The organism is Pseudomonas sp. LRF_L74 (assembly GCF_965644255.1).
Lineage (GTDB): Bacteria > Pseudomonadota > Gammaproteobacteria > Pseudomonadales > Pseudomonadaceae > Aquipseudomonas.
This window is the reverse complement of record NZ_CBFFRH010000004.1, coordinates 26,512-50,681: the sequence shown is the minus strand read 5'-3', so window position 1 is coordinate 50,681 and position 24,170 is coordinate 26,512. Positions and strand designations below refer to the sequence as shown.

The window sequence follows — 24,170 nt, the reverse complement described above, 5'->3', positions numbered from 1 at the left end:
CATACCCGGATTAACGGAAGCTGCGAAGCAGCAACCAAGAGAAAGCAGACCATGGTTGAAAATAGCGAACTGCGCAAAGTTGGTTTGAAGGTCACTCTTCCGCGCGTGAAGATTTTGCAGATGCTGGACTCGGCATCCTCTGGGCAGCGTCACATGAGCGCTGAAGATGTCTACAAGGCGCTGATGGATGCGGGCGAGGATGTCGGTCTGGCGACCGTCTACCGGGTCCTGACCCAATTCGAGGCAGCCGGCCTCGTTGATCGTCACAACTTCGACGGCGGTCATGCCGTGTTCGAGCTGGCCGATAGCGGTCACCACGATCACATGGTCTGCGTCGATACCGGCGAGGTCATCGAGTTCGTCGATACCGAGATCGAAAAGCTGCAGAAAGAAATCGTCAAGCGTCACGGCTTCGAGTTGGTCGATCACAATCTTGTGCTCTACGTGCGCAAGAAGAAGTAACCAGTCGAGCGTCTCGATGAAAACGGCAACCCGAGGGTTGCCGTTTTCATTTCTGCGGGCAATGTGTTTCAGCTTTGCACGCTGGTCACCATCTTGCGGGCATGTAGCAGCGATTCTTCGGTCAGGTCGACGCCGCCCAGCATGCGCGCTATTTCCTCGATACGTTGCGATTCGTCGAGGGTGGCGACTGCGGTGCGGGTCTCCTGGCGGTCGCGTTGCTTGTGTACGAACAGGTGTTGATGGCCTTGCGCGGCGACCTGGGGCAGGTGAGTGACGGTCAGTACCTGGCCGCGCTCGCCGAGGCGTCGTAGTAATTGCCCGACCACCTCCGCAGTCGGTCCGCCAATGCCGACGTCCACTTCGTCGAATACCAGTGTGGGTACACGCGAGGTCTGGGCGGTAATCACCTGGATGGCCAGGCTGATGCGGGACAGCTCGCCGCCGGAGGCGACCTTGGCCAGGGACTTCAATGGCTGGCCAGGGTTGGCGCTGACCAGGAACTCGATGCTCTCGTTGCCATTGGGCTGAGGCTCGCGGGACGCGGTGGCTGCCAAGGTAATGCTGAAGCGTCCACCCGGCATGCCCAGGCCTTGCATTTCCGCCTGCACACGTTCGGCCAGGCTTTCGCAGGCATGCAGGCGAATCTGACTCAGCTCGGCAGCCTTTTCCTGGTAGTGGCGCTGGTAGGCGCTGAGCTCTTCACTCAGGCGTTCTACTGCCTGGTCGTCGGCGTTGAGGCTCTCCAGTTCGTCGAGCAGTCTCTGTTGCAGTTCGCCCAGTTCATTGGGCTGGATGCGATGCTTGCGTGCCAGGGTGTAGATGGTATCCAGGCGTTCCTCGAGCATTTGCTGGCGCTGTGGGTCGGAGTCGAAATGGTCGACGAAGCGATTGAGCTCGCCGACCGCCTCCTCGACCTGGATCTGTGCGCTGGCCAGCATGTTGCTCGCTTCGCTGAGGGCGCCGGGCTGGTTGGAGAAGTTCGCCAGCCTGTTGAGGCAGGCGGTCAGTGCCGACAGGACGTTGCCGGCGTCGCTTTCGCTGCACATGTCCAGTACCTGGCGGCAGGCGCCGAGCAGTTGCTCCGAATTGCTCAGGGTCTTGTGTTCTTGTTCGAGCTGCTCCAGCTCGTTGTCGCCCAGCGACAGGTTCTCCAGTTCTTCGAGTTGATAGCTGAGCAACTGGTGGCGTGCGCGCTGCTCGTCGCCACTGTTGCTCAGGCGCTCCAGTTCCTGGCTGGTCTGCCGCCAGCGCTGGGCGGCCAGCTGGACCTGGCGGGCAAGGTCGTGGCTGCCGGCGTATTCGTCGAGCAGGCGGCGATGGGTGTCGGGTTTCAGCAGCGATTGGTGTTCATGCTGGCTGTGGATGTCTATCAGCAGGCTGCCCAGGGTCTTCAGGTCGCCGAGTGGGCAGGGCGTACCATTTATATAACCGCGTGAGCGACCTTCGCTGGTGATCACCCGGCGCAGGATGCATGGGCCGTCGTGCTCCAGGTCGCGCTCCTCCAGCCAGTCCCTCGCTTCGGGAATGTCGTGTACATCGAAGCTGGCGAGGATGTCGGCCTTGTCCGCGCCCGGCCTGACCACGCCGCTATCGGCGCGGTCGCCCAGGGCCAGGCCGAGGGCATCGAGCATGATCGACTTGCCCGCCCCGGTTTCACCGGTGATCACGGACATGCCGCGCTCCAGTTCGAGATCGAGGTGTTCGACGATGGCGTAGTTATGGATGGACAGGTGCACCAGCATGGTGAGCGCTCCCCGGAGTGTGGTCACGGCGACGTGTGTGTGGTCTGTTTATTTATACAGTGTTTTGTTTTGTCCAGGCAATAACCCTTGAAACCGTGCGTCGCGGCCCCATATAGGCGCTCAAGCACGGGAAACGACCCGTCACCGCAACGAATCAGGAGGACCCAATGGCTGACGAACAAAACCTGGATACGCCAACCGAAGACCAGCATGCGCCAGAAGCGCCTGTGGCGGATGACCTGGCGACGCGTGTGCAAGTGCTCGAAGAGCAACTGGCCGCCGCCCAGGATCAGTCATTGCGGGTTGCCGCCGATCTGCAGAACGTGCGCCGTCGCGCCGAGCAGGATGTGGAAAAGGCGCATAAGTTCGCCCTGGAGAAATTCGCCGGCGACCTGCTGCCGGTGATCGACAGCCTGGAGCGCGGCCTGGAGCTGTCCAGCCCGCAGGATGAGTCGATCAGGGCTGTGCGCGAGGGGATGGAACTGACTCTCAAGCTGTTTCAGGACACCCTCAAGCGTTACCAGGTCGAGGTCATCGATCCGCACGGCGCGCCGTTCAATCCCGAGCATCACCAGGCGATGGCCATGGAAGAGAGCATCCATGTCGAGCCGAACAGTGTGCTCAAGGTATTCCAGAAGGGTTACCTGCTGAGTGGCCGTCTGATGCGTCCGGCGATGGTCGTGGTCAGTCGTGCGCCAGCCGCTGCGCCGCCGTCCATCGACGAGCAGGCTTGAAAACGGCCGTTCGAACCCCATCTGTTTAGTCAAGCGAATCAAGCTACCGCGGCCTCTCATGAGCGGCCGCGTTAAAACCAAGTTTCGGAGAGAGTGAAATGGGCAAAATCATCGGTATCGACCTGGGGACCACCAACTCCTGCGTCTCCATTCTGGAAAACGGTAACGTCAAGGTTCTGGAAAACGCTGAAGGCGCGCGTACCACGCCGTCGATCATCGCCTACGCCAACGATGGAGAAATCCTGGTCGGCCAGTCCGCCAAGCGCCAGGCCGTGACCAACCCGCACAACACCCTGTACGCGGTGAAGCGCCTGATCGGTCGCCGTTTCGACGAAGACGTCGTGCAGAAAGACATCCAGATGGTCCCGTACAAGATCGCCAAGGCCGACAACGGCGATGCGTGGGTCGAAGTCAACGGCCAGAAGATGGCGCCGCCGCAAATCTCGGCTGAAATCCTCAAGAAGATGAAGAAGACCGCCGAAGACTACCTCGGTGAGTCCGTGACCGAGGCGGTGATCACCGTGCCGGCCTACTTCAACGACAGCCAGCGTCAGGCTACCAAAGACGCCGGCCGCATCGCCGGCCTGGACGTCAAGCGCATCATCAACGAGCCAACCGCGGCAGCGCTGGCCTATGGCATGGACAAGGCCAAGGGCGACCACACCGTGATCGTCTATGACCTGGGCGGCGGCACCTTCGACGTGTCGGTTATCGAGATCGCCGAAGTCGATGGCGAGCACCAGTTCGAAGTGCTGGCCACCAACGGTGACACCTTCCTCGGCGGCGAGGACTTCGACATTCGCCTGATCGACTACCTCGTCGACGAATTCAAGAAAGAAAGCGGCATGAACCTCAAGGGCGACCCGCTGGCCATGCAGCGCCTGAAGGAAGCTGCCGAGAAGGCCAAGATCGAGCTGTCCTCGAGCCAGCAGACCGATGTCAACCTGCCGTACATCACGGCTGACGCAACCGGTCCGAAGCACCTGAACGTGAAGATTTCCCGCGCCAAGCTGGAGTCGCTGGTCGAAGACCTGGTGCAGCGCACCATCGAGCCTTGCCGCATCGCGCTGAAAGACGCCGGCATCGACGTGGGTTCGATCAACGACGTGATCCTGGTCGGTGGTCAGACCCGCATGCCGCTGGTGCAGAAGCTGGTTACCGAGTTCTTTGGCAAGGAAGCCCGCAAGGACGTCAACCCGGACGAGGCCGTGGCCATGGGCGCAGCTATCCAGGGCGCGGTCCTGGCCGGCGACGTCAAGGACGTGCTGCTGCTCGACGTTTCCCCGCTTACCCTGGGTATCGAAACCATGGGCGGCGTGATGACCGCGTTGATCGAGAAGAACACCACCATCCCGACCAAGAAGTCGCAGGTGTTCTCGACGGCCGACGACAACCAGGGCGCCGTGACCATTCACGTACTGCAAGGCGAGCGCAAGCAGGCCGCGCAGAACAAGTCGCTGGGCAAGTTCGACCTGGCCGAGATCCCGCCGGCTCCGCGTGGCGTGCCGCAGATCGAAGTGACCTTCGACATCGACGCCAACGGCATCCTGCACGTCAGCGCCAAAGACAAGGCGACCGGCAAGACCCAGTCGATCGTGATCAAGGCCAACTCCGGCCTGTCCGACGATGAGATCGAGCGGATGGTGCGTGACGCCGAGGCCAATGCCGAGGAAGACCGCAAGTTCGAAGAGCTGGCGACTGCGCGCAACCAGGGCGATCAACTGGTCCATGCCACGCGCAAGATGCTCACTGAAGCCGGTGACAAGGCCACTGCGGAAGAGAAAGCGGCCATCGAAACCGCGTTGGCTGAGCTGGAAGTTGCCGTCAAGGGCGACGACAAGGCTGCCATCGAAGCGAAGATGAATGCCCTCTCCGAAGCGACCACCCCGCTGGCGCAGAAAATGTACGCCGAGCAACCGCAGCCAGGCGCTGCCGATGCGGCGGATGCCGGTGATGCCAAGGGCGCGGCGGACGACGTGGTCGACGCCGAGTTCGAGGAAGTCAAGGACAACAAGTAAGTCTCGGCTTGCTTGTGTTCTGCCCGGTCGTGCTCCTGCGCGGCCGGGCAATCCGCCGCGCGGGAGCTAGCTCCCGCGTTGGCGTGTCTGGACGGTAGGAAATTTGAGAGTGTGGGAATCCCATGTCTAAACGTGACTATTACGAAGTGCTCGGGGTCGAGCGTGGGGCCAGCGAGGCGGAGCTGAAGAAGGCTTATCGTCGTCTGGCGATGAAGCACCACCCGGATCGCAACCCTGGCGACAAGGCCGCCGAAGAGGCCTTCAAGGAGGCCAACGAGGCCTACGAAGTGCTTTCCGATGCGAGCAAGCGCGGCGCCTACGATCAGTACGGCCATGCCGGCGTCGATCCGCAGATGGGCGGCGGTGGCGGCTTTGGCGGTGGCGGTGCGAACTTCTCCGATATCTTCGGCGATGTGTTCAGTGACTTCTTCGGTGGGCAGCGTGGTGGCCAGCGTGGCGGCGCCCAGCGTGGCAGCGATCTGCGTTACACCCTGGAGCTGGACCTGGAAGAAGCCGTGCGCGGCACCACCGTGACCATCCGCGTGCCTACGCTGGTCAACTGCAAGACCTGCGATGGCTCCGGTGCCAAGAAGGGCACCAGCCCGGTGACCTGTACCACCTGTGGCGGCATCGGTCAGGTGCGCATGCAGCAGGGCTTCTTCTCGGTGCAACAGACCTGTCCGCGTTGCCATGGCAGCGGCAAGATGATTACCGACCCCTGTGGCAGCTGCCATGGCCAGGGGCGTGTGGAAGAAAGCAAGACGCTGTCGGTCAAGGTGCCGGCAGGTGTCGATACCGGTGATCGCATTCGCCTGTCGGGCGAGGGCGAAGCGGGCAGCATGGGCGGTCCGGCCGGCGACCTGTATGTGGTGGTGAACGTGCGTGAGCACGCGATCTTCCAGCGTGATGGCAAGCACTTGTACTGCGAGGTGCCGATCAGTTTCGTCGACGCGGCCCTGGGTGGCGAGTTGGAAGTGCCGACCCTGGATGGCAGGGTCAAGCTGAAGATTCCGGAAGGTACGCAGACCGGCAAGCTGTTCCGCTTGCGCGGCAAGGGCGTGGCGCCGGTGCGTGGCGGCGGTGCGGGCGACCTGATGTGCAAGGTGGCGGTGGAAACGCCGGTCAACCTGGACAAGCGTCAGCGTGAACTGCTCGAAGAGTTCCGCCGCTCCCTGGAAGGCAACAGTTCCAATTCGCCCAAGGCCAATGGCTGGTTCGAGGGTGTGAAGCGCTTCTTCGGCGATCTATAAATCAGCGGCGAGTTGCAAGACCCGGGCGCACCGCGCCTGGCTTGCCGCTCGCAGCTTGCGGCTTGGAGCTATCCAGATGCGACGTATTGCAGTGATGGGCGCCGCCGGGCGCATGGGCAAGAACCTGATCCTGTCGGTCAGCCAGGCTCAGGGCGCGGGCCTGACCGCTGCCATTGGCCGGGCCGGCAGCAGCCTGATCGGAGCCGATGTGGGGGAGCTGGTCGGGCTCGGCCGCATCGGCATTCCGCTGTCCGACGATTTGACCAAGGTGCTGGATGAGTTCGATGTACTGATCGACTTCACCCATCCTTCGGTCGCGCTGAAGAATCTGGAAATCTGCCGCAAGGCGGGCAAGTCGATGGTCATCGGCACCACCGGTTTTTCCGCCGAGGAAAAAGACAGGCTGGTCGAGGCGGCCAAGGACATTCCCATTGTCTTCGCGGCCAACTTCAGCGTGGGCGTCAACCTGTGCCTGAAGCTGCTGGATACCGCTGCGCGGGTCCTGGCCGACGAGGTGGACATCGAGATCATCGAGGCGCATCACCGGCACAAGGTCGATGCGCCCTCCGGTACTGCGCTGCGCATGGGCGAAGTGATCGCCGATGCGCTGGGGCGTGACCTGAGCAAGGTCGCGGTCTACGGCCGCGAAGGCCAGACCGGTGCCCGCGAGCGCGAGACCATCGGCTTCGCCACCGTGCGTGCCGGCGACGTGGTGGGCGATCACACCGTGCTATTCGCCGCCGAAGGCGAGCGCGTGGAAATCACCCACAAGGCTTCCAGTCGCATGACCTTCGCCAATGGCGCGGTACGTGCGGCGCTGTGGCTGCAAGAGCTGCCGGCAGGCCTGTATGACATGCAGGATGTGCTGGGACTGAAGTGATTTCACTGCTCTGGCTATTTCTGGCCGAGGTCGCCTGGGGCGTTGAAGCTGTGACGAAGGGATTGTGCCCTCGGTCGGTTCGGCTTGGCTAAAGAGTGGCGCGAAACAGACGTTTCCAGTATGATCCGCGCCCTAGTGTGTCTATCAAATTTTGAGCAAAATGAAGCGAATTCAAAAAAAGCGGGGTGACGGTCAATACGTCATCCCGCTTTTTTACAACCGCCGTTTGCCCAGGTTCTAAAGATCTAAGGGAGGTCTTCTTGACTAAGCCAGCCATTCTCGCCCTCGCTGACGGCAGTATTTTCCGCGGCGATGCCATCGGGGCCGACGGCCATACCATTGGTGAAGTCGTCTTCAATACGGCGATGACCGGCTATCAGGAAATCCTTACCGATCCTTCCTATGCCCAGCAGATCGTCACCCTGACCTACCCGCACATCGGCAACACCGGCACCACGCCCGAAGATGCCGAGTCGAACCGCGTCTGGGCCGCCGGCCTGATTATCCGCGACCTGCCGTTGTTGTCTTCGAGCTGGCGGGACAAGCAGTCGCTGCCGGAGTACCTCAAGGCCAATGGCACCGTAGCGATCGCCGGTATCGATACCCGCCGCCTGACCCGCGTGCTACGCGAGAAAGGTTCGCAGAACGGCTGCATCCTGGTCGGCGACGACGCCACTGAAGAAAAAGCCCTGGAGTTGGCGCGTAGCTTCCCGGGTCTCAAGGGCATGGACCTGGCCAAGGAAGTGTCCGCGACCGAGCGCTACGAGTGGCGCTCCAGTGTCTGGGACCTGAAAAGCGACAGCCATCCTGAAATCGCCGCGGCCGATCTCAAGTACCACGTCGTTGCCTATGATTACGGCGTCAAGTTGAACATCCTGCGCATGCTGGTCGCCCGTGGTTGCCGCCTGACCGTGGTGCCGGCGCAGACCCCGGCCAGCGAAGTGCTGGCGCTGAATCCCGATGGCGTGTTCCTGTCCAACGGTCCTGGCGATCCAGAGCCTTGCGACTACGCGATCGAGGCGATCCAGCAGATCCTCAAGACCGATATCCCGGTTTTCGGCATCTGCCTGGGGCACCAACTGCTGGCGCTGGCTTCCGGTGCCAGGACGGTGAAGATGGGCACCGGCCACCACGGCGCCAACCACCCGGTTCAGGACCTGGACAGCGGCGTGGTGATGATCACCAGCCAGAACCACGGTTTCGCCGTGGACGAGCCGAGCCTGCCGGCCAACCTGCGTGCGACCCACAAGTCGCTGTTCGACGGAACCCTGCAGGGCATCGAGCGTACCGACAAGGATGCCTTCAGCTTCCAGGGCCACCCTGAGGCGAGCCCAGGCCCGCACGATGTCGCTCCGCTGTTCGACCGCTTCATCGAAACCATGGCCAAGCGCCGCTAACCATCGCCGACTGACCCAAGGATTCGAGTAAGACCTATGCCAAAACGTACAGATATCAAAACCATCCTGATCCTCGGCGCGGGCCCCATCGTCATCGGCCAGGCCTGTGAGTTCGACTACTCCGGCGCCCAGGCGTGCAAGGCGCTGAAGGAAGAAGGTTTCCGCGTCATCCTGGTGAACTCCAACCCGGCCACCATCATGACCGACCCGGCCATGGCCGACGCCACCTACATCGAGCCGATCAAGTGGGCCACCGTGGCCAAGATCATCGAGAAGGAACGTCCCGACGCATTGCTGCCGACCATGGGCGGCCAGACCGCGCTGAACTGCGCGCTGGACCTTGAACGTCATGGCGTATTGGAGAAGTTCGGCGTCGAAATGATCGGCGCCAACGCCGATACCATCGACAAGGCCGAGGATCGCTCGCGTTTCGACAAGGCCATGAAAGACATCGGCCTGGCCTGCCCGGTATCGGGTATCGCCCACAGCATGGAAGAGGCCTACGGCGTGCTGGAGAAGGTCGGCTTCCCCTGCATCATCCGCCCGTCCTTCACCATGGGCGGCACCGGCGGCGGCATTGCCTACAACCGCGAAGAGTTCGAGGAAATCTGCGCCCGCGGCCTCGATCTGTCGCCGACCAGCGAATTGCTGATCGACGAATCGCTGATCGGCTGGAAGGAATACGAGATGGAGGTGGTCCGCGACAAGAAGGACAACTGCATCATCGTCTGCGCCATCGAAAACTTCGACCCGATGGGCGTGCATACCGGTGACTCGATCACCGTTGCGCCGGCGCAAACCCTGACCGACAAGGAATACCAGATCCTGCGTAACGCCTCCCTGGCGGTGCTGCGTGAGATCGGCGTGGAAACCGGTGGCTCCAACGTACAGTTCGGCATCTGCCCGAACACTGGGCGCATGGTCGTGATCGAGATGAACCCGCGCGTGTCGCGTTCCTCGGCCCTGGCCTCCAAGGCCACTGGTTTCCCGATCGCCAAGATCGCCGCCAAGCTGGCGGTCGGCTACACCCTCGACGAGCTGCAGAACGACATCACCGGCGGTCGTACCCCGGCGTCTTTCGAGCCGGCCATCGACTATGTCGTGACCAAGATTCCGCGTTTCGCCTTCGAGAAATTCCCCAAGGCCGACGCCCGCCTGACCACCCAGATGAAGTCTGTCGGCGAGGTCATGGCCATTGGCCGTACCTTCCAGGAGTCGGTGCAGAAAGCCCTGCGTGGCCTGGAGGTCGGCGTTTCCGGCTTCGATCCGAAGCTCGATCTCAACGATCCGGAAGCTGAGAGCACCCTGCGCCGCGAACTGACCGTGCCTAGCGCCGAGCGCATCTGGTACGTGGCGGACGCTTTCCGGGCTGGCAAGACCATCGCCGAAGTGTTCGAACTGACCCGCATCGACGAGTGGTTCCTGGTGCAGATCGAAGACCTGGTCAAGGATGAGGAGCGGGTCAAGACCCTGGGCCTGTCGTCGATCGATCGCGATGCCATGTTCAAGCTCAAGCGCAAGGGCTTCTCCGACGCGCGTCTGGCCAAGCTGCTCGGCGTCACCGAGAAGAACCTGCGCAGCCACCGCCACAAGCTGAAAGTGCTGCCGGTGTACAAGCGCGTCGATACCTGCGCTGCCGAGTTCGCCACCGATACCGCCTACATGTACTCGACCTATGAGGAAGAGTGCGAAGCCAATCCGTCGACTCGCGACAAGATCATGATCCTCGGTGGTGGTCCCAACCGTATCGGCCAGGGCATCGAGTTCGACTACTGCTGCGTGCACGCCGCGCTGGCCATGCGCGAAGACGGCTACGAGACCATCATGGTCAACTGCAACCCGGAAACCGTCTCCACCGACTACGACACCTCCGACCGTCTGTACTTCGAGCCGGTGACCCTGGAGGACGTGCTGGAGATCGTCCGCGTCGAGCAGCCGAAAGGCGTGATCGTCCAGTACGGTGGCCAGACCCCGTTGAAACTGTGCCGGGCCCTGGAAGAGGCTGGCGTGCCGATCATCGGCACCAGCCCCGACGCCATCGACCGTGCCGAAGACCGCGAGCGCTTCCAGCAGATGGTCCAGCGCCTGAGCCTGCGCCAGCCGGCCAACGCCACCGCGCGCAGCGAAGACGAGGCCCTGGCTGCGTCGAAAACCATCGGCTACCCGCTGGTGGTGCGTCCGTCCTACGTCCTGGGTGGCCGGGCGATGGAAATCGTTTATCAGGAAGACGAGCTCAAGCGCTACATGCGTGAAGCCGTGCAGGTGTCCAACGACAGCCCGGTGTTGCTCGACCACTTCCTCAATTGCGCCATCGAAGTCGACATCGACGCCGTCTGCGACGGTGAAACCGTGGTGATCGGCGCGATCATGCAGCATATCGAGCAGGCTGGCGTGCATTCCGGCGACTCGGCGTGCTCGCTGCCGCCGTACTCGCTGCCCAAGCACATCCAGGACGAGATTCGCGAGCAGGTCAAGAAAATGGCCTTGGAGCTCGGCGTGGTTGGCCTGATGAACGTGCAGATGGCCGTGCAGGGCGAAGACATCTTCGTCATCGAGGTCAACCCGCGTGCTTCGCGTACCGTGCCATTCGTGTCCAAGTGCATCGGCGAGTCGCTGGCCAAGGTCGCGGCACGCGTCATGGCTGGCAAGACGCTGGCCGAGATCGGTTTCACCGAGGAAATCATCCCGCCGTTCTTCAGTGTCAAGGAGGCCGTGTTCCCGTTCGCCAAGTTCCCGGGCGTGGACCCGATCCTCGGCCCTGAGATGAAGTCCACCGGCGAAGTCATGGGGGTCGGCGACAGCTTCGGCGAAGCCTTTGGCAAGGCTCAGTTGGGGGCCAGCGAGATTCTGCCGAACACTGGCTGTGCCTTCATCAGTGTGCGCGAGGATGACAAACCGTTCGTCGTCCAGGTCGCACGCGATCTGGTGCAGTTGGGCTTCGATATCGTCGCGACTTCGGGCACTGCCAAAGTGATCGAGGCTGCCGGCCTGCCGGTGCGCCGTGTGAACAAGGTCACTGAAGGTCGCCCGCATGTGGTTGATATGATCAAGAACGATGAGGTCACATTGATCATCAACACCACCGAAGGGCGCCAGTCGATCGCTGACTCGTACTCTATCCGTCGTAACGCTCTGCAGCACAAGATCTACTGCACCACCACCATCGCGGCGGGGCAGGCGATTTGCGAGGCGCTCAAGTTCGGTCCCGAGAAGACCGTACGCCGGCTGCAGGATTTGCATGCAGGAATCAAGGCATGACCAAGTACCCCATGACCGTCCAGGGCGCTCGTGCCCTGGAAGAGGAGCATGCACACCTGACTAAGGTCGTGCGCCCCAAACTCAGCCAGGATATCGGCACCGCGCGTGAGCTGGGTGATCTCAAGGAAAACGCCGAATACCATGCGGCTCGCGAGCAGCAGGGCATGGTCGAGGCGCGTATCCGTGATATCGAAGGCCGCCTGCAGAACTCCGTGGTGATTGATGTCACGACCATCGCTCACACCGGCAAGGTGATCTTCGGCACTACCGTCGAGATCGCAAACGTCGAAACCGATGAGTCGGTTACCTATCAGATCGTGGGTGAGGACGAGGCGGACATCAAGCTTGGCAAGATTTCCGTCGCTTCGCCTATCGCGCGCGCGCTGGTTGGCAAGGCCGAGGGCGATGTCGTTACGGTGAAGACGCCGAGCGGCCTGGTCGAGTACGAGATCGTTGAAGTCCGCCACATCTGACTCGCGCGGGGGCTACCTGGTCTCCAGTGCCTGGCTGTTGATCCAGACATTCTGGGTCGGCGGCCTGTGGCTGGTGCACTTCGTGATTTTTCCCGTGCTGGGCAAGACGGGGTTGGCGCAACTGCTGGTCGAGGACTTCCGGGCCGAGATCAGTCCGCTGATGGTGGCGTTCGCGGGGCTCGGTGTCGTGGTGCAGGCAATCTTGCTGCGGCTAAGTGGATCCCGGGATTGGCGTGGCGACGCTCGCTGGCATCTGCTGATGGCGGTGCTGGTGCTTTGCCTGGTCTATGCAGCGGTTTCGCGCTTCGTGCCCGAAGCGGGCTGGTGGCGGCTGTTCCTGTACCTGCTGTTGTCCTTTGTCGGTGCGCTACTGGTGATCCAGCCGGCACCGTACAAAGTGGCGGTCGACAATGCTCAGGCCTGATAGCGGTGAATGTTCGACAGGTTCTTGTTGGGCTTTGGATTCTTGCGATAGACCAGCGCCATCTTGCCGATGACCTGTACCAGCTCGCAGCGGCCGACTTTGGCCAGTTCTTCGATCAAGGCCTGACGATCTTCCCGCTCGGTGATGCGAAACTGAATCTTGATCAGTTCGTGATCGTTCAGCGCGCGTTCCAGTTCGGCAACCACGCCTTCGCTCAGGCCATTCTCGGCCACCATCAGTACGGGCTTGAGGTGATGGCCGATGGACTTGAAGTGTTTCTTCTGTTCGTTGTTGAGCGGCATGATCATTTTCCTGCATGGCGCGCATTGAGCGAATCGAAGCGCATGGAACTGAGCGCTCTGGCATGCTACGACTCGCTACGGTTGCGTGCGGGGGGTAAAAAAGTGGCGTAGTTTACCCGAGCGCGTTCAGAAACGCTCAGTTAATAGATGTGCCGGTGGTCCGCCCGCACAAGTCGAATGAGCGAGCCTTGCATGGAGCCAGCGATTGTCCGACAGGCCTTGTGATTTTCCATATGGCCCCAATATCAGGTTGGTAGCCTTGGCTTATGTGTTTGGGCGAATGCAGGGGAGCAGCGTTTTGCGCCATGGGGGCAGCATCCGTTCGCCAGAGATTCTCGAGGTGGCCTAGACTGATGTTTCCGGCGGATTCGCGCGGAGTGGCTGGGCAGGCCTCATAAAGGGTTACAGACGACGCCTGCAGTTGCGGGGGTAGTGTAGTAAGTTAGGCGGGTTTTCCACCGCCGTCATGCGAGTCGTGTCTCCGGCGAGACTCACTCAGAGGGTAGCTAATTGAACGACATGGCAAAGAATCTCATCCTGTGGCTGATCATCGCGGCCGTACTGGTTACCGTGATGAACAACTTCTCTAGCCCCAGCGAAGCCGGGAAACTCAACTACTCCGAGTTCGTCCAGCAGGTGCAGGAAGGCAAGGTCAAGCAGGTCACTGTCGATAGTTACATCATCAGTGGCAAGAATGTCGACGGCTCGAGTTTCGAGACCGTACGCCCGGACATCGAGGATCGTGGCCTGATCAAGGACCTGATCGACAATAAGGTCGAGATCATCGGCAAGCAGCCCGAGCGCCAGAGCATTTGGACGCAACTGCTGATCGCCAGCTTCCCGATTCTGGTGATCATCGCGGTCTTCATGTTCTTCATGCGCCAGATGCAGGGCGGTGCCGGTGGCAAGGGCGGCCCGATGAGTTTCGGCAAGAGCAAGGCGCGCCTGCTCTCCGAAGACCAGGTCAAGACCACGCTGGCCGATGTCGCCGGCTGTGACGAAGCGAAAGAAGAAGTCGGCGAGCTGGTCGAGTTCCTGCGGGACCCGGGCAAGTTCCAGCGTCTGGGGGGCCGTATTCCACGTGGCGTGCTGATGGTTGGCCCGCCTGGTACCGGTAAGACGCTGCTGGCCAAGGCCATTGCTGGCGAAGCCAAGGTGCCATTCTTCACCATCTCCGGTTCCGATTTCGTCGAAATGTTCGTCGGTGTGGGCGCCAGTCGTGTGCGCGATATGTTCGAGCAGGCGAAGAAGCATGCGCCATGCATCATCTTCATCGACGAGATCGATGCGGTCGGTCGCCATCGTGGTGCCGGCATGGGCGGTGGCCACGATGAGCGCGAGCAGACCCTGAACCAGTTGCTGGTTGAAATGGATGGTTTCGAGATGAACGATGGAATCATCGTCATCGCGGCCACCAACCGTCCGGATGTGCTCGACCCGGCGCTGTTGCGCCCCGGCCGTTTTGACCGGCAGGTCGTTGTCGGTCTGCCAGACATTCGTGGGCGTGAGCAGATCCTCAAGGTCCATATGCGCAAGGCGCCAATCGGTGACAATGTCGAGCCTGCGGTAATCGCCCGCGGCACGCCGGGGTTCTCTGGTGCTGACCTGGCCAACCTGGTCAACGAGGCGGCTCTGTTTGCTGCGCGTGCCAATAAGCGCGTCGTCGAAATGAAAGAGTTCGAGCTGGCTAAGGACAAGATCATGATGGGCGCCGAGCGCAAATCCATGGTCATGTCGGAAAAGGAAAAGCTCAACACTGCTTATCACGAGGCTGGCCACGCGATTGTTGGGCGCCTGGTGCCGGAGCACGACCCGGTCTACAAGGTGTCGATCATCCCGCGTGGCCGGGCCTTGGGCGTGACCATGTTCCTGCCGGAGGAAGATCGCTACAGCCTGTCCAAGCGTGCCCTGATCAGCCAGATCTGCTCCTTGTTCGGCGGCCGTATCGCGGAAGAGATGACGCTTGGCTTCGATGGCGTTACCACTGGTGCGTCGAACGACATCATGCGTGCCACGCGTCTGGCGCGGAACATGGTGACCAAGTGGGGGCTTTCCGAGAAATTGGGGCCGTTGCTCTATGCCGAAGAAGAGGGTGATGTTTTCCTCGGGCGTGGCGGTGGCGGTCAGCAGGCGAATGTTTCTGGCGAAACGGCCAAGGAAATCGACCTGGAGGTTCGCAGCATCATCGATGGTTGCTATGCGACAGCGGCTCGCCTGCTCGAAGAGAACCGCGACAAGCTCGATGCCATGGCCGATGCGCTGATGAAGTACGAAACCATCGATACCGAGCAGATCGACGACATCATGGCTGGGCGTACCCCGCGTGAGCCGCGCGACTGGGATGGTGGTGGTTCTTCTGGCACCACGCTGGCCAAGGACACTCCGCCGCGTCCGGAAACCCCTATCGGTGGACCCGCCGGCGAGCATTAAGATCAACAGATGAGCGCTTCTTCCTTTCAGACCCGACTGCCTTGCGGCAGCCGGGTTCTTGATTTGTCACGCCCACATGTCATGGGTATTCTCAATGTCACCCCGGATTCCTTCTCCGATGGCGGGCGTTTCGCTCAGCGTGATGCGGCATTGCGGCACGCTGCTGAAATGGTGGCCGCTGGCGCTACGCTGATCGACATCGGCGGCGAGTCGACCAGGCCCGGTGCGGCAGTGGTCGGTGAGCAGGAAGAACTCGATCGCGTCGCGCCGATGGTCGAGGCCCTGTCTGCGGAGCTGGACGTGGTCATTTCTCTTGATACATCCACGCCCGCAGTCATGCTCGAGGGCGCGCGCCTGGGGGCTGGGCTCATCAACGACGTTCGTTCGCTACGCCGTGAGGGCGCTGTCGAGGCGGCTGCCAGTACAGGCCTGGCGGTGTGCCTGATGCACATGCAGGGCGAGCCGTCGACGATGCAGAGTGCGCCGTATTATCGGGATGTTGTGACTGAAGTGCGTGATTTTCTACAGGCGCGGATGGTTGCTTGCCGGCAGGCAGGTATTCCAGTGGATAATATCCTGCTCGACCCGGGCTTCGGCTTTGCCAAGAGCCTGGAGCACAATCTGCGCCTGTTCAGACATATGGGCTCCTTGCATGTGCTGGAAAGACCCTTGCTCGTCGGGGTTTCGCGCAAGAGCATGATTGGTAACGTTCTGGGGCGGGCAGTCAATGAGCGGCTTGCAGGGGGATTGGCGCTGGCGGCTTTGGCCGTGGAAAAGGGCGCCTGCATCCTGCGGGTGCATGATGTGGCGGAAACGATGGACGCAGTGCGCATGGCCCATGCCGTGTGCAGTATCGAATAAGAGGCGCTTATGGGCAGGAAGTATTTCGGCACGGACGGAATCCGTGGTTACGTAGGGCAGTTCCCCATCACCCCTGACTTCATGCTGCGCCTGGGCTGGGCTGCTGGCATGGCATTTCGCAAGCAGGGCCGTTGCCGCATTCTCGTTGGCAAGGACACACGGATCTCCGGTTATATGTTCGAGTCCGCCCTGGAGGCTGGTCTGGCCTCGGCGGGCGCGGATGTCATGCTGCTTGGGCCCATGCCGACGCCGGCGATTGCCTATTTGACGCGTACTTTCCAGGCGGAAGCGGGAATCGTCATCAGTGCTTCGCACAATCCACACTACGACAACGGCATCAAGTTCTTTTCCGGCAAGGGCATCAAGCTGCCTGATGAAGTCGAGCTGATGATCGAAGAACTGCTCGACCAGCCGATGACTTTCGTCGAGTCCGCCCAGTTGGGCAAGGTTTCGCGGATCAATGATGCCGCTGGCCGTTACATCGAGTTCTGCAAGAGCAGCGTGCCGACCAACACCAGCTTTGCTGGCCTGAAGTTGGTCGTCGACTGTGCCCATGGCGCTACGTACAAAGTGGCGCCAAGTGTATTCCGAGAGTTGGGTGCGACGGTTTCGGCCGTCGCCGTACAGCCCAACGGGCTGAACATCAATGACGGTTGCGGCTCGACTCATCTGGATCTGCTGCGTAACGAGGTCCTTTCCCAGCAGGCGGATCTGGGTATCGCTTTCGACGGTGATGGCGATCGCGTGTTGATGATCGACCATACGGGCGGCATCGTCGATGGCGACGAACTGCTCTATATCATTGCTCGTGACTTGCGGGCGCGTGGTGAGTTGCAAGGCGGAGTGGTAGGCACCCTGATGAGCAACCTCGGCCTCGAGCTGGGGCTTGCCGAGTTGGGGGTGCCGTTCGCGCGTGCCAAGGTTGGTGATCGTTACGTCATGTCCGAGCTGCAGGAGCGCGGCTGGCAGTTGGGGGGTGAAAACTCCGGCCATGTCGTGTGCTGTCGTCATACCACGACGGGTGATGCGATCATCGCTGCCCTGCAGGTATTGCTGGCGCTGCAGCGCGATGGCAAGACGCTGGCTGAAAGCCGCCAGGGCATGAATAAGTGTCCGCAGGTGCTGATCAACGTACGTTTCCAGAGCGGTGCTGTCGACCCGATTGAGCATCCGGCGGTCAAGGAGGCATGCGCTCGCGTCGAGCTGGCCATGGCTGGACGTGGCCGTGTTCTGCTGCGCAAGTCCGGTACCGAGCCATTGGTCCGGGTCATGGTCGAGGGGGATGATGACACCAAGGTCCGCGCTTATGCGCAGGAGCTTGCCAAGGTGGTTGAGGAGGTCTGCGCTTGACTGGCTTGCCAGTCCTTGGGGGCTTGGGTAATATTTGCGCCCACTTTGAACGACGAGGTACGGCATGCGTCGCCCTTTGGTAGCTGGTAACTGGAAGATGCACGGTACCCGCGCCAGCGTCGCAGAACTCGTGGCAGGCCTGGCCGGTCTTGAGTTGCCTGAATCGGTCGAAGCGGCAGTGATACCGTCGTTTCTCTTCACTGAATATGTGGTCGCCAACCTGGGTAAGCGTTTCGTGGTAGGCGCACAGGATTGTGCCATTCAATCAGCCCAGGGCGCGTTGACTGGCGAAGTGGCTTCGACACAACTGAGTGATGTCGGTTGCTCTCTGGTGTTGATCGGGCACTCTGAGCGTCGCTCGATCATTGGCGAGTCCGACGAGATCCTGGCGCAGAAATTTTCTGCCGCTCTGGACGCGGGGCTGGTGCCGGTGCTTTGCGTTGGCGAAAGCCTTGCGCAGCGTGAGGCTGGCAAGACCTTGTCGGTGATTGATGAGCAGTTGGGGTCGATGATCGCGCAGGTTGGTATCGAGGCTTTTGCCCGTGCGGTAATCGCCTATGAGCCGGTATGGGCAATAGGTACCGGGCTGACGGCTTCTCCGCAGCAGGCGCAGGATGTCCACGCGGCCATCCGTTCGCGATTGGCGGGCGAGAGCGCTGAAATCGCTCAAGGTATACGGATTCTGTACGGTGGCAGCGTCAAGGCCGCCAATGCTGCCGAGTTGTTCGGCATGCCGGATATAGATGGGGGGCTTGTTGGTGGAGCCTCTTTGAATGCAGACGAATTTGGTGCGATCTGTCGCGCCGCGGGAAGCTGAGAAGATGCTGGAGACAGTGGTTGTAATCGTTCATCTGCTTGGCGCGATCAGCGTTGTGGCTCTGGTTCTCCTTCAGCAGGGTAAGGGTGCTGATGCGGGGGCTTCGTTTGGCGCGGGCGCTTCGGGTACCGTCTTCGGTAGCCAGGGTTCCGCTACTTTCCTGAGCCGTTTTACTGCAGTGCTCGCAGCAATTTTTTTCATTACCAGCTTAGGTTTAGCTTTCTTTGCTAAAGAGAAAGCTGATAACATAGCGTCCGCTGGTTTGCCAGATCCTACGGTTCTGGAAGTGCCTCAGAATAAGCCTGAAGCGGACGATGTTCCGGTTCTTGAGCAGCAGAAGCCTGAAGCGAACGGTGCATCCGATGTGCCTGCAGCTCCGGAGCAGAAGTAAGCGTTTTGCCGAGGTGGTGGAATTGGTAGACACGCTACCTTGAGGTGGTAGTGGCCATAGGCTGTAGGGGTTCGAGTCCCCTCCTCGGTACCAAATACAAGAAGCCCGCTGATGCGGGCTTTCTTGTTTTGGGGTTGGTTGACCCTGCCATGGCGAGTCCGTATACTCCTCGCCCAGCTTTTGCACTGGTTTGGGCGTATACGCAGAAGGCGACCTGATGGGACGCTTTCGCCGAGATCAGTTGGGTAGTCGTGTATAAGCCCCTCGTTAGGGGCTTTTTGTTGGCTGCCAGACACTCCGTTACCGGCCTTGCCGAGTAACTCGATGGATGGGCGTTTCGCCCATTTTTTATTTCTACGCAATTAAGGGGGCTTCAGGTGTCGAGCAAGCTAGAACAGTTGCAGGCCTTGCTGGCTCCTGTCGTGGAGTCGCTGGGTTACGAGTGCTGGGGCATCGAGTTTCTGTCCCAGGGAAAGCATTCGATCCTGCGTGTCTACATCGACCATGCCAATGGCATTCTGGTCGAGGACTGCGAGGCTGTGAGTCGCCAGGTGAGCGGTGTCCTTGATGTCGAAGACCCGATCACGACGGAGTATTCGCTCGAGGTTTCCTCGCCTGGCATGGACCGTCCGCTGTTCACGCTGGAGCAGTTCTCTGCCCATGCCGGTGAGCAGGTAAAGATCAAATTGCGCTCTCCTTTTGAAGGGCGCCGTAATTTTCAGGGTCTTCTTCGTGGAGTCGAGGAGCAGGATGTGGTGGTTCAAGTGGATGACCATGAATACCTGCTGCCGATCGAGCTGGTCGACAAGGCCAATATAGTTCCCACGTTTGACTAAAAGACGCGGATCCCGCGGATCCAATGGATTGCGAAAGGCGAGGCGTACGATGAGTAAAGAAGTACTGCTGGTTGTTGAGTCGGTATCGAACGAGAAGGGCGTACCGGCCGGCGTGATTTTCGAAGCGCTCGAGCTGGCTCTGGCGACGGCAACCAAAAAACGTTTTGACGACGAAGTCGAGTTGCGTGTGGCGATCAATCGCCAGTCCGGCAACTACGAAACCTTCCGTGTCTGGGCCGTTGTCGATGAGGATGACCTGGAGAATCCGGCTGCTGAACTGACGGTCGAACAGGCGCGTGAGCAGAAGCCCGATGCAAAGGTCGGCGACGTAGTCGAAGAGATGGTCGAGTCCATCGAGTTCGGCCGTATCGCTGCGCAGACCGCCAAACAGGTGATCGTGCAGAAGGTCCGTGAGGCCGAGCGCGCCCAGGTGGTCGATGCTTATCGCGAACGCGTTGGCGACATCATCTCCGGCACGGTCAAGAAGGTCACCCGTGACAGCGTGATCGTCGATCTGGGCAACAATGCCGAGGCACTGCTCGCTCGCGAAGACATCATCGCCCGCGAGACCTTCCGCGTTGGCGTACGGGTTCGTGCGCTGCTCAAGGAAATCCGTACCGAGAACCGTGGGCCGCAACTGATCCTGTCGCGTACCGCGCCGCAGATGCTGATCGAGCTGTTCCGTATCGAGGTTCCCGAGATCGCCGAAGAGCTCATCGAAGTGATGGCGGCCTCCCGTGATCCGGGTTCGCGTGCCAAGATCGCGGTGCGCTCCAAGGACAAACGCATCGATCCACAGGGCGCCTGCATCGGTATGCGTGGTTCCCGTGTCCAGGCCGTTTCCGGCGAGCTGGGTGGCGAGCGTGTCGATATCGTGCTGTGGGACGAAAACCCTGCGCAGTTCGTGATCAATGCCATGGCCCCGGCTGAAGTTGCCGCGATCATCGTCGACGAAGATGCCCATGCCATGGATATCGCGGTTGCCGAAGACAACCTGGCCCAAGCCATTGGTCGTGGCGGCCAGAACGTGCGTCTGGCCAGCCAACTGACCGGCTGGACCCTGAACGTGATGACCGAGGCGGATATCCAGGCCAAGCAACAAGCGGAAACTGGCGACATCCTGCAGAACTTCATCGACGAACTGGAAGTTGACGAAGAGCTGGCACAGGTACTGGTCGAGGAGGGTTTCAGCAGCCTCGAAGAGATTGCCTATGTGCCGATGGAAGAGATGCTCAGCATCGACGGTTTCGACGAGGACATCGTCAACGAGCTGCGTGCTCGTGCCAAGGATCGTCTGCTGACCAAGGCCATCGCCAATGAAGAAAAACTGGCGGATGCCCAGCCGGCCGAAGATCTGTTGTCCCTCGAGGGCATGGACAAGGAACTGGCACAAGAGTTGGCGGTACGTGGGGTAATCACCCGCGAGGACCTGGCCGAGCAGTCGATCGACGACCTGCTCGACATCGACGGCATCGACGAAGAGCGTGCCGGCAAGCTGATCATGGCCGCCCGAGCCCATTGGTTCGAGTAAGTGTTACGGCCTGAGGAGAGAAGTGCATGACGCAAGTCACGGTGAAAGAACTGGCCCAAGTGGTCGACACACCGGTAGAGCGCCTGCTGTTGCAGATGCGTGACGCGGGGCTGCCGCACACCAGTGCCGAGCAAGTTGTGACCGATAACGAGAAGCAGGCATTGCTTGCCCATCTCAAGAGCAGCCACGGCGACAAGCTCGAAGAACCACGCAAGATAACCTTGCAGCGCAAGACCACTACCACTTTGAAGGTCGCTGGTAGCAAGACCATCAGTGTCGAGGTGCGCAAGAAGAAAACCTACGTCAAGCGTAGCCCTGCCGAGATCGAGGCTGAAAAGCAGCGTGAGTTCGAAGAGCAACGCGCCGCCGAGGCCGCCGCCCGTCAGAAGGAAGAGCAGGAAGCAGCCGCCCGTCGTGCCGCCGAGGAAGCTCGTCAGCAGGCCGAGACCAAGGTTAGTGAAGCTGAAAAGCCAGCGGCGGCTGCTCAGGAACCCGTAACGGCTCCGGTTGCTGCCCAGGCCCCTGCTGCCGTCAGCGAAGCGCCGGCAGCGGAGCGCAAGAAAGAAGAGCCTCGTCGTCCGGAGCGCGCGCGTTCCGATGAAGAGGAACGACGTGATCGCAAGCAGACCCAGCACCGTCCTGCGGTCAAGGAAAAGGCGCCGTCGCCACGTGTTGCCCCGCGCAGCGCCGACGAAGAAACCGATGGTTTCCGCCGTGGCGGTCGTGGCAAGAGCAAGCTGAAGAAGCGTAACCAGCATGGCTTCCAGAGCCCGACAGGGCCAGTCGTGCGCGACGTTTCCATCGGCGAGACCATCACCGTTGCCGACCTGGCCGCGCAGATGTCGGTCAAGGGCGCCGAAGTCGTCAAGTTCATGTTCAAGATGGGCACCCCGGTGACCATCAACCAGGTGCTGGACCAGGAAACTGCCCAGTTGATCGCCGAAGAGCTGGGCCACAAGGTCAAGCTGGTCAGCGAGAACGCCATCGAAGAGCAACTGGCCGAGTCGCTGAAGTTCGAAGGCGAGGAGTTCCATCGTGCGCCGGTGGTGACCGTAATGGGTCACGTCGACCACGGTAAGACCTCGCTGCTCGACTACATCCGTCGCGCCAAGGTGGCGGCTGGCGAGGCCGGTGGTATCACCCAGCACATCGGTGCGTATCACGTGGAAACCGACCGCGGCATGGTCACCTTCCTCGATACCCCCGGTCACGCTGCGTTCACCCAGATGCGTGCTCGCGGTGCCAAGGCTACCGACATCGTCATCCTGGTCGTCGCGGCCGACGACGGCGTCATGCCGCAGACCCAGGAAGCCGTCCAGCACGCGAAAGCCGCTGGCGTGCCGATCGTGGTCGCGGTGAACAAGATCGACAAGCCCGATGCCAACCCGGACAACATCAAGAACGGCCTGGCCGCTCTCGATGTGATCCCGGAAGAGTGGGGCGGCGATGCACCTTACGTGCACGTTTCGGCCAAGCTCGGTACTGGCGTCGACGAATTGCTCGAAGCCGTTCTGCTGCAGGCCGAAGTGCTCGAACTCAAGGCTACACCGTCGGCTCCTGGTCGTGGTGTGGTCGTCGAGTCGCGCCTCGACAAGGGCCGTGGTCCGGTGGCTACCGTGCTGGTTCAGGACGGTACCCTGCGTCAAGGCGACATGGTGCTGGTCGGCGTCAACTTCGGTCGTATCCGCGCGATGCTCGACGAGAACGGCAAGCCGATCAAGGAAGCCGGCCCGTCGATCCCGGTCGAAATCCTTGGCCTGGACGGTACGCCGGACGCCGGTGATGAAATGACCGTGGTCGCCGACGAGAAGAAGGCCCGTGAAGTCGCTCTGTTCCGCCAAGGCAAGTTCCGCGAGGTGAAACTGGCCCGTGCCCATGCCGGCAAGCTGGAAAACATCTTCGAGAACATGGGGCAGGAAGAGAAGAAGACGCTCAACATCGTGCTCAAGTCCGATGTGCGTGGTTCGCTCGAAGCGCTGCAGGGCTCGCTCAGCGGCCTGGGTAACGACGAAGTGCAAGTGCGTGTGGTCGGTGGCGGCGTCGGTGGTATCACCGAGTCCGATGCCAACCTGGCGCTGGCCTCCAACGCCGTGCTGTTCGGCTTCAACGTGCGTGCCGATGCCGGTGCGCGCAAGATCGTCGAGCAGGAAGGTCTGGACATGCGTTACTACAACGTGATCTACGACATCATCGAAGACGTCAAGAAAGCGCTCTCCGGCATGCTCGGCAGCGATGTTCGCGAGAACATCCTGGGTATCGCCGAAGTCCGTGACGTGTTCCGTTCGCCGAAGTTCGGCGCCGTCGCCGGCTGCATGGTGGTCGAAGGTACGGTTCACCGTAATCGCCCGATCCGTGTACTGCGTGACGACGTGGTGATCTTCGAAGGCGAGCTGGAATCCCTGCGTCGCTTCAAGGACGACGTCGCCGAAGTGCGTAACGGCATGGAGTGCGGTATCGGCGTGAAGAGCTACAACGACGTCAAGGTCGGGGACAAGATCGAAGTGTTCGAGAAGGTCCAGGTGGCTCGTACGCTGTAAGCGCGAGTTGCAACACCCGACGCCCGGTCCCGCTCTGCGGTGCCGGGCGTTTGCCGCTTTTAGGTCCGCAGGCGAGTTCGGCGGACGAGGTAGGAAGAAATGGCCAAAGAATACAGCCGTACCCAACGCATCGGCGACCAGATCCAGCGTGAGCTGGCGCAGATGATCCCGCGTGAAGTGAAGGATCCGCGCCTGGGCTTTGTCACCGTCACCGCCGTCGAGGTCAGTCGCGATGTCGGCCATGCCAAGGTGTTTATCACCGTCATGGGCGAGAGCGACGCGGAGAAGATCAAGCAGAATCTGGTCGTCCTCAACGATGCCGCAGGTTTCCTGCGTATGCAGTTGGGCAAGGCGATGAAGCTGCGCAGCGTGCCACAACTGCATTTCCATTATGACGAGAGCATCTCCCGAGGCGCCCACTTGTCGGCGCTGATCGAGCGTGCCGTGGCTGAAGACAGCAAGCATCGGGACGATTGA

Annotated in this window: 19 protein-coding genes, 1 tRNA gene and 1 pseudogene; 19 read left to right on the top strand and 2 right to left on the bottom strand. The window is 61.0% G+C overall.

Going from position 1 to position 24,170, the window contains the following annotated elements; all coding sequences use genetic code 11:
- Positions 1–51 precede the first annotated feature (51 nt).
- Complete coding sequence (gene fur / locus ACSZPK_RS11675; RefSeq protein ID WP_437882003.1) at positions 52–462, top strand: ferric iron uptake transcriptional regulator; 411 nt, start codon at positions 52–54, stop codon at positions 460–462.
- A gap of 68 nt (positions 463–530) precedes the next feature.
- Here fur and recN read toward each other — a convergent pair whose 3' ends face one another.
- On the bottom strand, positions 531–2,204 hold the full coding sequence (gene recN, locus ACSZPK_RS11670) for a DNA repair protein RecN (protein WP_437881625.1): 1,674 nt from the start codon (positions 2,202–2,204) through the stop codon (positions 531–533).
- A 161-nt stretch (positions 2,205–2,365) separates the two neighbouring features.
- Here recN and grpE point away from each other — a divergent pair.
- The 8 genes and pseudogenes from grpE to ACSZPK_RS11630 form a co-directional block, all read left to right on the top strand.
- A pseudogene (grpE, locus tag ACSZPK_RS11665) lies at positions 2,366–2,938 on the top strand (nucleotide exchange factor GrpE); the annotation flags it as partial.
- A 98-nt stretch (positions 2,939–3,036) separates the two neighbouring features.
- On the top strand, positions 3,037–4,956 hold the full coding sequence (gene dnaK, locus ACSZPK_RS11660) for a molecular chaperone DnaK (RefSeq protein WP_437881624.1): 1,920 nt from the start codon (positions 3,037–3,039) through the stop codon (positions 4,954–4,956).
- A gap of 122 nt (positions 4,957–5,078) precedes the next feature.
- On the top strand, positions 5,079–6,206 hold the full coding sequence (gene dnaJ, locus ACSZPK_RS11655) for a molecular chaperone DnaJ (RefSeq protein ID WP_437881623.1): 1,128 nt from the start codon (positions 5,079–5,081) through the stop codon (positions 6,204–6,206).
- A gap of 76 nt (positions 6,207–6,282) precedes the next feature.
- Positions 6,283–7,086: a 4-hydroxy-tetrahydrodipicolinate reductase gene (gene dapB / locus ACSZPK_RS11650; protein WP_437881622.1), complete on the top strand. Its 804-nt coding sequence runs from the start codon at positions 6,283–6,285 to the stop codon at positions 7,084–7,086.
- Positions 7,087–7,346: 260 nt separating this feature from the next.
- The gene (carA, locus tag ACSZPK_RS11645) at positions 7,347–8,483 is read left to right on the top strand and encodes a glutamine-hydrolyzing carbamoyl-phosphate synthase small subunit (protein ID WP_437881621.1); all 1,137 of its coding nucleotides are present in this window, start codon (positions 7,347–7,349) and stop codon (positions 8,481–8,483) included.
- A gap of 36 nt (positions 8,484–8,519) precedes the next feature.
- Positions 8,520–11,741 (top strand): carbamoyl-phosphate synthase large subunit, encoded by a 3,222-nt coding sequence (carB, locus tag ACSZPK_RS11640; RefSeq protein ID WP_437881620.1) that lies wholly within the window; start codon positions 8,520–8,522, stop codon positions 11,739–11,741.
- Entirely contained in the window at positions 11,738–12,214 is a 477-nt protein-coding gene (gene greA, locus ACSZPK_RS11635; protein ID WP_437881619.1) for a transcription elongation factor GreA, read from the top strand. The genes carB and greA overlap by 4 nt, the downstream gene beginning before the upstream one ends.
- Positions 12,215–12,251: 37 nt before the next feature.
- On the top strand, positions 12,252–12,638 hold the full coding sequence (locus ACSZPK_RS11630) for a DUF4149 domain-containing protein (RefSeq protein WP_437881618.1): 387 nt from the start codon (positions 12,252–12,254) through the stop codon (positions 12,636–12,638).
- Here the strand turns inward: ACSZPK_RS11630 and yhbY are convergent.
- Positions 12,629–12,940, bottom strand: coding sequence for a ribosome assembly RNA-binding protein YhbY (gene yhbY, locus ACSZPK_RS11625; RefSeq protein ID WP_437881617.1), 312 nt, complete (start codon positions 12,938–12,940; stop codon positions 12,629–12,631). The two genes, ACSZPK_RS11630 and yhbY, sit on opposite strands and share 10 nt — an antisense overlap.
- Before the next feature lie 519 nt (positions 12,941–13,459).
- Between yhbY and ftsH the strand changes: the two genes are divergently transcribed.
- The 10 genes from ftsH to rbfA all read left to right on the top strand — a co-directional run bounded on the left by ftsH (position 13,460) and on the right by rbfA (position 24,170).
- Positions 13,460–15,370, top strand: a complete 1,911-nt coding sequence (gene ftsH, locus ACSZPK_RS11620) for an ATP-dependent zinc metalloprotease FtsH (RefSeq protein WP_437881616.1) — start codon at positions 13,460–13,462, stop codon at positions 15,368–15,370.
- A 9-nt stretch (positions 15,371–15,379) separates the two neighbouring features.
- Positions 15,380–16,231: a dihydropteroate synthase gene (gene folP, locus ACSZPK_RS11615; RefSeq protein WP_437881615.1), complete on the top strand. Its 852-nt coding sequence runs from the start codon at positions 15,380–15,382 to the stop codon at positions 16,229–16,231.
- A 9-nt stretch (positions 16,232–16,240) separates the two neighbouring features.
- Positions 16,241–17,581: a phosphoglucosamine mutase gene (gene glmM, locus ACSZPK_RS11610; RefSeq protein ID WP_437881614.1), complete on the top strand. Its 1,341-nt coding sequence runs from the start codon at positions 16,241–16,243 to the stop codon at positions 17,579–17,581.
- A 64-nt stretch (positions 17,582–17,645) separates the two neighbouring features.
- Complete coding sequence (tpiA, locus tag ACSZPK_RS11605) at positions 17,646–18,398, top strand: triose-phosphate isomerase (protein WP_437881613.1); 753 nt, start codon at positions 17,646–17,648, stop codon at positions 18,396–18,398.
- Positions 18,399–18,402: 4 nt separating this feature from the next.
- Positions 18,403–18,789: a preprotein translocase subunit SecG gene (gene secG / locus ACSZPK_RS11600; protein WP_437881612.1), complete on the top strand. Its 387-nt coding sequence runs from the start codon at positions 18,403–18,405 to the stop codon at positions 18,787–18,789.
- Positions 18,790–18,796: 7 nt separating this feature from the next.
- Positions 18,797–18,882: transfer RNA gene (locus tag ACSZPK_RS11595), tRNA-Leu, on the top strand.
- 284 nt (positions 18,883–19,166) lie between these two features.
- Positions 19,167–19,625: a ribosome maturation factor RimP gene (rimP, locus tag ACSZPK_RS11590; RefSeq protein WP_437881611.1), complete on the top strand. Its 459-nt coding sequence runs from the start codon at positions 19,167–19,169 to the stop codon at positions 19,623–19,625.
- Positions 19,626–19,674: 49 nt separating this feature from the next.
- Entirely contained in the window at positions 19,675–21,156 is a 1,482-nt protein-coding gene (gene nusA, locus ACSZPK_RS11585; protein ID WP_437881610.1) for a transcription termination factor NusA, read from the top strand.
- A gap of 26 nt (positions 21,157–21,182) precedes the next feature.
- Positions 21,183–23,693, top strand: coding sequence for a translation initiation factor IF-2 (gene infB, locus ACSZPK_RS11580; protein WP_437881609.1), 2,511 nt, complete (start codon positions 21,183–21,185; stop codon positions 23,691–23,693).
- Positions 23,694–23,792: 99 nt separating this feature from the next.
- A complete protein-coding gene (rbfA, locus tag ACSZPK_RS11575; protein WP_437881608.1) occupies positions 23,793–24,170 on the top strand; it encodes a 30S ribosome-binding factor RbfA in 378 nt (125 codons plus the stop codon).

What these genes read in the sequence shown, in the direction of transcription:
- dnaK (WP_437881624.1), top strand. Translation starts at nt 3,037, where the DNA reads ATGGGCAAAATCATCGGTATCGACCTGGGGACCACCAACTCCTGCGTC.
- dapB (WP_437881622.1), top strand. Translation starts at nt 6,283, where the DNA reads ATGCGACGTATTGCAGTGATGGGCGCCGCCGGGCGCATGGGCAAGAAC.
- dnaJ (WP_437881623.1), top strand. Translation starts at nt 5,079, where the DNA reads ATGTCTAAACGTGACTATTACGAAGTGCTCGGGGTCGAGCGTGGGGCC.
- nusA (WP_437881610.1), top strand. Translation starts at nt 19,675, where the DNA reads ATGAGTAAAGAAGTACTGCTGGTTGTTGAGTCGGTATCGAACGAGAAG.
- folP (WP_437881615.1), top strand. Translation starts at nt 15,380, where the DNA reads ATGAGCGCTTCTTCCTTTCAGACCCGACTGCCTTGCGGCAGCCGGGTT.
- tpiA (WP_437881613.1), top strand. Translation starts at nt 17,646, where the DNA reads ATGCGTCGCCCTTTGGTAGCTGGTAACTGGAAGATGCACGGTACCCGC.
- yhbY (WP_437881617.1), bottom strand. Translation starts at nt 12,940, where the DNA reads ATGCCGCTCAACAACGAACAGAAGAAACACTTCAAGTCCATCGGCCAT.
- fur (WP_437882003.1), top strand. Translation starts at nt 52, where the DNA reads ATGGTTGAAAATAGCGAACTGCGCAAAGTTGGTTTGAAGGTCACTCTT.
- secG (WP_437881612.1), top strand. Translation starts at nt 18,403, where the DNA reads ATGCTGGAGACAGTGGTTGTAATCGTTCATCTGCTTGGCGCGATCAGC.
- carB (WP_437881620.1), top strand. Translation starts at nt 8,520, where the DNA reads ATGCCAAAACGTACAGATATCAAAACCATCCTGATCCTCGGCGCGGGC.
- recN (WP_437881625.1), bottom strand. Translation starts at nt 2,204, where the DNA reads ATGCTGGTGCACCTGTCCATCCATAACTACGCCATCGTCGAACACCTC.
- greA (WP_437881619.1), top strand. Translation starts at nt 11,738, where the DNA reads ATGACCAAGTACCCCATGACCGTCCAGGGCGCTCGTGCCCTGGAAGAG.
- rbfA (WP_437881608.1), top strand. Translation starts at nt 23,793, where the DNA reads ATGGCCAAAGAATACAGCCGTACCCAACGCATCGGCGACCAGATCCAG.
- ftsH (WP_437881616.1), top strand. Translation starts at nt 13,460, where the DNA reads ATGGCAAAGAATCTCATCCTGTGGCTGATCATCGCGGCCGTACTGGTT.
- glmM (WP_437881614.1), top strand. Translation starts at nt 16,241, where the DNA reads ATGGGCAGGAAGTATTTCGGCACGGACGGAATCCGTGGTTACGTAGGG.
- infB (WP_437881609.1), top strand. Translation starts at nt 21,183, where the DNA reads ATGACGCAAGTCACGGTGAAAGAACTGGCCCAAGTGGTCGACACACCG.